This window comes from Candidatus Atribacteria bacterium (genome assembly GCA_011056645.1).
GTDB classification, from domain to species: Bacteria; Atribacterota; Phoenicimicrobiia; order Phoenicimicrobiales; family Phoenicimicrobiaceae; genus Sediminicultor; species Sediminicultor quartus.
Genome location: DSEL01000112.1, coordinates 1 through 8,400, shown reverse-complemented (window position 1 = coordinate 8,400; position 8,400 = coordinate 1). Strand labels below are relative to the sequence as shown.

General features: G+C 37.6%; 8 protein-coding genes and 1 tRNA gene. All 9 read right to left on the bottom strand.

All coding sequences use genetic code 11. From position 1 onward, the window contains the following. Positions 1-197: 197 nt before the first annotated feature. Entirely contained in the window at positions 198-341 is a 144-nt protein-coding gene (locus tag ENO17_04655) for a hypothetical protein (GenBank protein HER24324.1), read from the bottom strand. Positions 342-510: 169 nt separating this feature from the next. Then, a complete protein-coding gene (locus ENO17_04650) occupies positions 511-1,530 on the bottom strand; it encodes a zinc-binding alcohol dehydrogenase family protein (protein ID HER24323.1) in 1,020 nt (339 codons plus the stop codon). 93 nt (positions 1,531-1,623) lie between these two features. Then, the gene (locus ENO17_04645) at positions 1,624-1,818 is read right to left on the bottom strand and encodes a 4-oxalocrotonate tautomerase (GenBank protein HER24322.1); all 195 of its coding nucleotides are present in this window, start codon (positions 1,816-1,818) and stop codon (positions 1,624-1,626) included. Between the two features lie 110 nt (positions 1,819-1,928). Further along, the gene (locus tag ENO17_04640; protein ID HER24321.1) at positions 1,929-2,930 is read right to left on the bottom strand and encodes a lactate dehydrogenase; all 1,002 of its coding nucleotides are present in this window, start codon (positions 2,928-2,930) and stop codon (positions 1,929-1,931) included. A gap of 1,375 nt (positions 2,931-4,305) precedes the next feature. After that, positions 4,306-4,878, bottom strand: coding sequence for an N-acetyltransferase (locus ENO17_04635; GenBank protein ID HER24320.1), 573 nt, complete (start codon positions 4,876-4,878; stop codon positions 4,306-4,308). A 643-nt stretch (positions 4,879-5,521) separates the two neighbouring features. Continuing rightward, positions 5,522-5,965 (bottom strand): nuclear transport factor 2 family protein, encoded by a 444-nt coding sequence (locus ENO17_04630; GenBank protein ID HER24319.1) that lies wholly within the window; start codon positions 5,963-5,965, stop codon positions 5,522-5,524. Between the two features lie 313 nt (positions 5,966-6,278). Next, positions 6,279-6,659, bottom strand: a complete 381-nt coding sequence (locus tag ENO17_04625; protein HER24318.1) for a hypothetical protein — start codon at positions 6,657-6,659, stop codon at positions 6,279-6,281. 301 nt (positions 6,660-6,960) lie between these two features. After that, positions 6,961-7,037 (bottom strand) — tRNA-Pro (locus ENO17_04620). Between the two features lie 138 nt (positions 7,038-7,175). Then, the gene (dprA, locus tag ENO17_04615) at positions 7,176-8,231 is read right to left on the bottom strand and encodes a DNA-protecting protein DprA (protein ID HER24317.1); all 1,056 of its coding nucleotides are present in this window, start codon (positions 8,229-8,231) and stop codon (positions 7,176-7,178) included. Positions 8,232-8,400 lie beyond the last annotated feature (169 nt).

Here is an 8,400-nt window from a genome sequence, read left to right as displayed (position 1 = left end):
CTGAAGAACTATAAAATACACGCTTATATTCTGGATATCTGGGAAGAGCACTATTTTTTTTGTTTATTACCGCAAATGTTTTACACAATCGGTAGTTATGTAGCCTGTCTCTATTTTCTTTTTTGCTACTATATCTTTGTCTTTAAAAAAGTTAATTTCAGCATAAGTGTTTTTATACTGATTCAATGTATCATTTACTATCCAGATGAATGAATTAGCTGATCCAATCCTCCAGATAGAGTATAAATCTTTTTACATTGTTCTGAGGTACGGGTATCACTCCAGAGGATGGCGGGTCTAATGATTACCGTCTTTTCATCAAGGAAGACTGCGCTATGCATCTACCCCGATAGGCCTATTCCTTTAATCTGGCTGGAAAAAAGTAGTGGCTCTAATCTATATTGTTACCTACTCTTATATGGAATATAAAAAACTCTATCCAAAATAAGATAAAAACAAGATAAAGAGTTTTAATTGAGTATGCCGAATGAAACGCCCTCTTGTCTTATCTTAATGATTGATTTTCAATACGCCTGCTCCCTGCATTTTCCCCTCTTTCAGGATTAATAAAGCCTGATTGGCCTCATCCAATTGAAATTCAGTTACCTTTGGGATAATCGGTATCTTTGCTGCAAGTAGCAAAAATTCCTCTGCATCCTTCCTGGTTACGTTGGCCACACTTTTAATCTCCTTCTCTTGCCATAACTGAGTCGTATAATCAAGTTGCGGAATCGGTTCTTCTTTTCGAATGGCATTAATCACTAACCGGCCTCCTTTTTCCAGGACTTTTAATGCTTCACTCACCGGGGCACCTACCGGGGTAAAGTCAATGGCACAATGTAAGAATTCGGGAGGCGTGTCTCCGGTAACACCAACCCAGTTAGCACCTAATTTTCTAGCCATGGTTTGATGTTCAACTTGACCGGGACGTGTGAAGACCATGATTCTACTTTTAGGGCATTGATAGCGAACCATCTGGATAACTAAATGAGCTGATGCGCCAAAACCAAATAGTCCTAAAACTTGATTATCCTCCATACCGCTTAAGCGTAATGCCCGATACCCAATCACCCCGGCACAAAGTAAAGGAGCAGCCTGGATGCTGGAAAATAGTTCAGGAATCAGATAAGCAAAGTTTTCATTCACTACCATATATTGAGCATAACCGCCATTAGCAGAAAATCCGGTCCATCTAGCTTGGCTACATAAATTTTCATTTCCCTTTTTACAAAAATAACACTTACCACAAGCCCAATGAATCCAAGCAATGCCTACTCGATCCCCCTTTTGATAATGTCCCGCACCTGGTCCCATTTTTTCAATTTCACCGACAATTTCATGTCCCAAAATAATGGGAAATTTCAGAGGTATTAGTCGGCCTTCAATTTCATCCAACTCTGTATGGCAAATACCGCAGGCCATCACTTTAACTAAAATTTCACCTTTCCCCGGAATGGGCACAGGAACATCGGTTAAAGTAAGCGAATGCTCATTAACCGGTGCGATTTTATTTAATATCATTGCTTTCATGGTTAATCACCTTTTCCTGTTTATAGCGTCAATAAGAATTTTCAGGTGGGATTTTTTTCCTCACTTTCTACTAAATATTCTTATCGATATATTTTATTTGTTATTACTATCAACTTTTAGAATTCCTGCATGAGCAAAATCTTCAAATTCCATTTCCCTGATAATAATTCTTACTGCTTCTTTAGGGCAATTTAAAGTTTCTGTAATTGCATCGGTAACTTTTCTCACCATTTCCCTCTTCTGTTGTACAGTTCTTCCTTTTAGTAATTCTACTTGCAAAATAGGCATAAATTAAATCTCCTTTCTTTAAGAAAATAAAAAATAGCACAACTCCCATATCTACTCAATTTAAAGGTAAAAATTCATAATATTAAATAGAATTTATCTATTTATTCAATTTATTTCATATCTTTCAATCTTACCTCGGGATTAGCACAGTTTAAGGGAAGCTTTCCTTTCATCACCCGAATTATATTTTCTTTTACCTGAATACTAATTCCTTGATAAGAAACGTCAGTTACTCCGGCAATATGTGGTGTAGCTAAGATATTGGGGTAATCCAAAATCGGATCATTTGGTTTTGGAGGCTCCTCCCAATAAACATCTAAAGCAACTCCTCCTAAATGTTTGCTATCCATAGCTTGCATTAAAGCTTGCTGGTTAATAACGGAACCTCGAGCAGCATTAAGAATAAAGGCACCTTTAGGAAGTAAAGCTAATTCCGGTTGACTAATCATGTTTTTAGTTTCTGCAGTTAGCGGTATGCAGATAAATAAATATTCTGTTTTCTTTAATAAGTGGAGTAAATCCGCCACTTCTCCTATCCAGTCTACTCCTATATTTTGAGCGGTAATTTTATCCGGTTTTTTATCGACTACTAATATCTTCATATTAAATGTTTTTAACAGTAAAGCTAAAGCCTTTCCTATGCCGCCAAAACCAATTATTCCAGCGGTACGTCCATAGAGAGCTTGCCCTAAAGGAGAACCCCAGGGATAGCCTTTTCGTACTTGTGACCTAATTTCGCAGGTTTTACGGCTTAAACAAAGAGCAGCCATAACATACCATTCAGCAACGGATTCGGCATTTCCACTTCCCGCAGTAGGTACATTGGCTACTGCTACCCGGTAACGGGTAGCACTACCAATATCTATCCCCTCCAATCCGGTTCCCCACTGTTGCACTAAACGAAGAGAAGGGGCTCTCTTAAATATTTTCTCATCTATCCTTGCCATAGCCGGAAAAATAATCTGAGCTTCTTCTGCTTTTTTGATGAGATCTTTCGCTTCTACCATTTCCAATGAAATTTCAGGCAGCACATTTTTTAGATAATCACAAACCGGAGCAAAATTTTTACCGGCTATTATTACTGTTATCGAACTACTATTTTCCATAATCAATTCTTCTCATCTCCTTTAGGGTAATTTTTTTATACCACCAGCTAATTTAAAATAAAATATTATTAACAGCTTAAGAAAATAGGATGCGTTACCCTTATTTATTCCAGTTGGACAACCAAGTTTGAGCAGTTCTATTTTTTTAAATTATTGCTATTCAATCCAGTAAAGTTTCCTCTTGAGCTATTTTCAAATTCAAGGGTATATCTGTTAAGCCCTTCATATTTTTTTCAGAATACTTACATGTTTCACTGCCCGTATATCCATACATGTTTCTGATAAATCTTATTAAGTTCACCTGCTATTATTGATAATCTTACCATCTCCACCTCGAGCGATAAATAGCTTATTTTTCCTGAAAATGTAAGAACTACTTTTAATTTTCACTGAAAAATTCTTTTTCGGCGTTTGCTGAAATAGTCTAAAAAATATAATTCCTTTTTCCTATTAGTTATCACATATCGATTGTTGAGTCGCTTCTATTCCAGCAATGAAAAATAAAGGAATGGGAATGATAACTGAGGAATTGTTCGTAATGACAAAAATGGGAATAACTAAAATCAAATAATAATAATAATTTCTTGGTAGTTACACCTACCTCTTCGGGAAAAAACTTCATCGGAGAGATAGCAGTCCCTGTCCTAACTATTCATAAAAAAAGACCTCCTGAAACAAAGGTTATTGGTAGATATTCTGGTCGGCCAGACAGAACGATTTTCGAACTTTTTGTATGAGTGAGGAAACCGAAAAGGTGTATCAAAAGTTAGAAGAAGTAATTGGTGTCTGTTAGGATTTAAAAGATAATCAAAAGGCAGAAACTTCAATTATGAAGTCCTGCCTTTTGATTATCTTGGTTCCCATTTCACCTTGATTGAAGACTGGCAGGTCATAATATACAGCCATAAAAAATTCTCTGGCAGAAGGCTTGCACCCCCTGCACCCTCCTTAAATAGTTAAATTGATAAATAGCTAAAAAGCCCGAACAGCACAGACCCGTAGTGTCCTGGCCTTGTGGCCGTAGTACTGAAAACCACTGAGAAAATTCTGGTACCGAGTGGCGGAAGCACCGCCCCCCCGACGAACTCCAGTAGTTGTCATCAGTAAAACCACCGATTGCAACTTTGTTAGTGTGCAGTTTGTCTAGTTCATCTTTCGAGGGTAAAAACCAGTCGTTATAGCCGCCTACTGTCAGGTCATTGCATAAACTTGCAGCATAGCTTCCTATTCCTTTTGTATTTACTATGGCTGTCGTATTAGCCTGCCTGGTACCTATCGCGGTACCTGTTGCACCTGTTTCCACAAAACTTCCATTGTACCATTGTATTCCTGTACTTTAGTCAGCTGTAGCAACAAGTGTTAGGCAGCAGCGTCGCTCTCTTCACCCGTTCGTTTCACCAGTCCATATGTACATACCAATCTTACAATACTCTTTAAATCCAAGCCTACGATACACTCCCATCCCCATCTGCGATGATTGCAGGATGGCCACTCGGTAACCCAGAGTACGGGCTTCCCGCAGGGGCGCTAACGTCATCGCTGTCCCACTCCCTTGCCGACAGGCTTCTGGAACGGTGGCGACATTGTAGATACCCGCTACTCCCGAACCCAGCATAAGCGTTGAACACGCAACTAGCTCTCCCTTTAGTAGACCGACGTAATGGCGCATTGGCAAGTGTAGACCGAAGCCCAGAGCTGCAGTGGAATCGAAGATGATTTTAGCGAAATAATCAGGGTAGCCGATACCGATAGTGAAAGGGTGAATCCACTTTTCCAAATCCTCTACATCTCCGACACGTTCTATCGTCAAGCCGGGTGGTACTGATAGATCAACGTTCAATGTCAACAAATCAACCGCCATACCAGGATAATCTTCAACGTAGGTCAAACCATGCGCTTCTAGATACTTTCCTAAATCGGTTGGGCGTGTAACTGGCCCAGTCCACCAACTCATAGGCATCCCCCGTGATTTGAATCGGGTTAATATCGCATCAATTCTTGCGTCAATGTCGTTTGAATCAAATTGCACACGACCGACAATGTTGCAAAGGTAGAACGGTATGTCAGTGGAGAACCAAATCATATCTGGTTCATGATGTAGCTCCGTCTGCCTGCAACATCTTGGCCAAAATTCGCCATAGTTCGAATTGGTTGGCTTCAATAGCCATAACCAGTGCTGGCGTTGATAAGTCTTTCAAGATTTCAGGCATTTGTTTGTCCCCCTCCACCTTGTTAAGGTAAAGCTGCCTAACATAAGTTTATCTGCACTATTAAACTTGCACTCTTTTATACGGCTAAAATAAGCCACGTAAAATAAAATATGGAAAATTAAGAATATCTTCTTCAAATCCTGGTATATAAAACCCTTTTGGTAATATCCAGATGATTTGATTTTTTTTACATGAGTTTATTGCTTATAATCCAATTACCAATTAAGTTATTCTTTATTAGAGAGATAATGAAAGTAAAAAAAGCACCGTATATGGCACAAGTACAATCCCCTGGGCCATGAATCAGATTCTAGATTATAACTTGAATGTCTTTACAAGAAGCACCAGGAACTTCATTAGGTCCTTCATTATTTTAGCATTGTTTATTTACGCATGTAAGCCCTTTTCCATCCGATTGATAATAGAATTTACAGCTGTTTTGGCCACTGGACCTTTAGCAAGTTGTTTCGCCATAGACAAGCGATCATAGGTTGTTCTAAGATGTTGAAATTTATCCCCTTTAAATTCGTAGATACAAAGGGCAGGAATTTGATATTTCATCCTCTCAAAACTGCCTTCTAAAATATGCTCATACACTGCTTTATCTTCTTCGGCTATAATTTTGACTCCTGACTCGATAACCTTTTGATCCGGACTTATTTCAAATCCCCATTTAAGATATTTCTTTAGCTCTTCTTTACCTTTAAATTCGCCATTTGGATTCACCCAATCGGCATCCTCTGTAAAAAAGGACAAGCTTTTTTCCAGATCCTTTTTATTCAAGGCATCTCTGAACTTCCTCATCATACTGATTAATTCTTCTTTGGACATTTTGATTTCCTCCTTTATTCATATTTTAATTCTCAATGATAAATATATAATTATGCTTATATTTTGTATATACGACATCTATCTTCAAAATCCTTCTTTTCCTACGATAAATTTATAAAAAAAGCCCTTCAGCAAAGGCCAAAGGGCTTGAATGGTCAGGCTCCCCGGGTTGGAGTCTGAAAGCGTGCTTTTATTTTATGGGATAAGGTCAAAATTCATATATACAGAATAAAGCACGGAAAATTAAGAATATCTATATCGAGTTCTAATATATAAAAGATGACTAAACAGAAAGCATTGCCATTGTTAAAGGTTAAATTTTTATTCTAGAAACTTTTACTATAATTCCAGAATCAGTCGGATCTATACACCGAACAAACTCTGTTGTTATACCATCCGGATTAAATTCTTTTTCATATGGTGTTCCTTTATACTCCCAAGGTAATGTGCCACCAAACCTAAGTACATGAATAATTCCGCTAAGGCTGTCTAACAACCAAGGGCATAATTTTCCAGAATCTTTAGGATAATTAAATTTTTGTCCAACTTGATAGCTTTTACATCCATCTCCACGATACATCCAGGCACAAATACCCTCTTTCTCAAGTTCTGGATATATTATTTTATCATCTTCTTTAGAAAGCTTCCCACCTTTTCCTTCAAATATTTCTATTTCAATCTTATAATTTTGCATTTGCTTTCCTACTATTCTATTGAATTTTTTGCCTAGTATTTGACCCTTGAATTTCTTGGAATGTATTTGAATTGTTAGAATATCTTAATAATAAAAATTACGTTTGACTTTTCAGCAAACCGTTTAGCATCATAGTATTATAGATATTCTGCTTGGATAAAAAATACGCTTATTTAATTTTTAGTACACTTTTTTCTATATACTACAAGTCTATTTAAAAATCCTTCTTTTCCTGAAAAATAATTTAAAAAAAGAAAAAGCCCTTCAGCAAAATGCCTGAAAGGCTTTGTTTGTAAGGATTTGGTCGGGGCGAGAGGACTTGAACCTCCGACCCCCTGAACCCCATTCAGGTGCGCTTCCAAACTGCGCTACGCCCCGACTTTTACATTATACTAAATGATTATAGTTATAGCAATAAAGTTTTGTTATTTTTTATAGGAATGTGGATTGGTATAAAGAGATTGCTTCATCGTAACAATCCTTGTTATGACAGTTAGAGAGAGAAGGTAAATAAACTTATAGCTTGATAAATCGTTTCCCTTCGATCTCTTTTATCAAATCCTTTAGTTCGAGATTTAGTAGCACTTCGCTTGCTTTACCGGCGGAAAGTTTACTTGCTCCAATAATATAATCGATCTGGATAGGCTCTTTGCTAATTACCTGGTAGATTCTTTTTTCTTCTTCGGTTAGAGCAGTATTTTCTTTAACCACCTTTCTATTAGTAGTTTTTTGAGGTAGCACTATATGTATTTCTTCCAAAATATCCTTAAAATTTTCTACTAATTTTGCCCCTTGTTTTATCAAATTATGAGAACCGTTGGATAAGGGAGAGTTTATATTCCCGGGTATGGCAAACACTTCCCTGCCCTGTTCGAGAGCAAAATCGGCAGTGATCAGAGCACCGCTTTTTTCAGCCGCTTCCACCACTACTGTTCCTAGACTTAATCCACTGATAACGCGGTTTCTGCGGGGGAAATTTTTCCTTTCCGGCAGGGTATAAAGAGGAAACTCGCTGATTAATGCTCCCGATCCTTCTATCTCTTCGGCCAGTCTTCTATTCTCAGGAGGATATATATGGTCAATACCGCAACCCAAAACCGCAATAGTTCGTCCATTGACTGAAATTGCACCTTTATGAGCAGCTGTATCGATTCCTCGAGCCAATCCACTTATAACGGTCAATCCTGCTAAAGCCAAATCTTTACTTAACTTTTCGGCTACCATCTTTCCGTAGTAGGTGGCCTTTCTCGAGCCCACGATAGAGATAGAATTTTTATCCGATTCCAGGATATTTCCTTTAAAATATAAAAGCGGTGGAGGGTAATGAATATTTTTTAGATTTTCGGGATATAAGAGGTCCTCTATAGTCAATACCTGGATTTTATTTTTAGATACCAAATTTAACTCCTCTTCAGGAAGGATATTGTTTTTTTCTTCAAAAAGCCGGGAGGATATTTTGGAACTTAAATTTAATATTTTGCTTATCTCTCCTGATTTTGCCTGCCAGGCAATATCAGGAGAGCCAAAGTAATCAAGTAATTGGTAAAATCTCTTTGGACCTATGTCCGATATCTTATTCCAAGCAAGCCAGTATTTTAATGAAGTATCTTTCAATTGATATTCCTCCAAATCTTTAAGTTACAAGATGCAGGATACAAACTTTTTTAGTCCGCCAATATGCTGATTAATTTAGTTAGCTAGATTATCCGATTCATCGTGCCCAGGATAATCAAAAGATAAT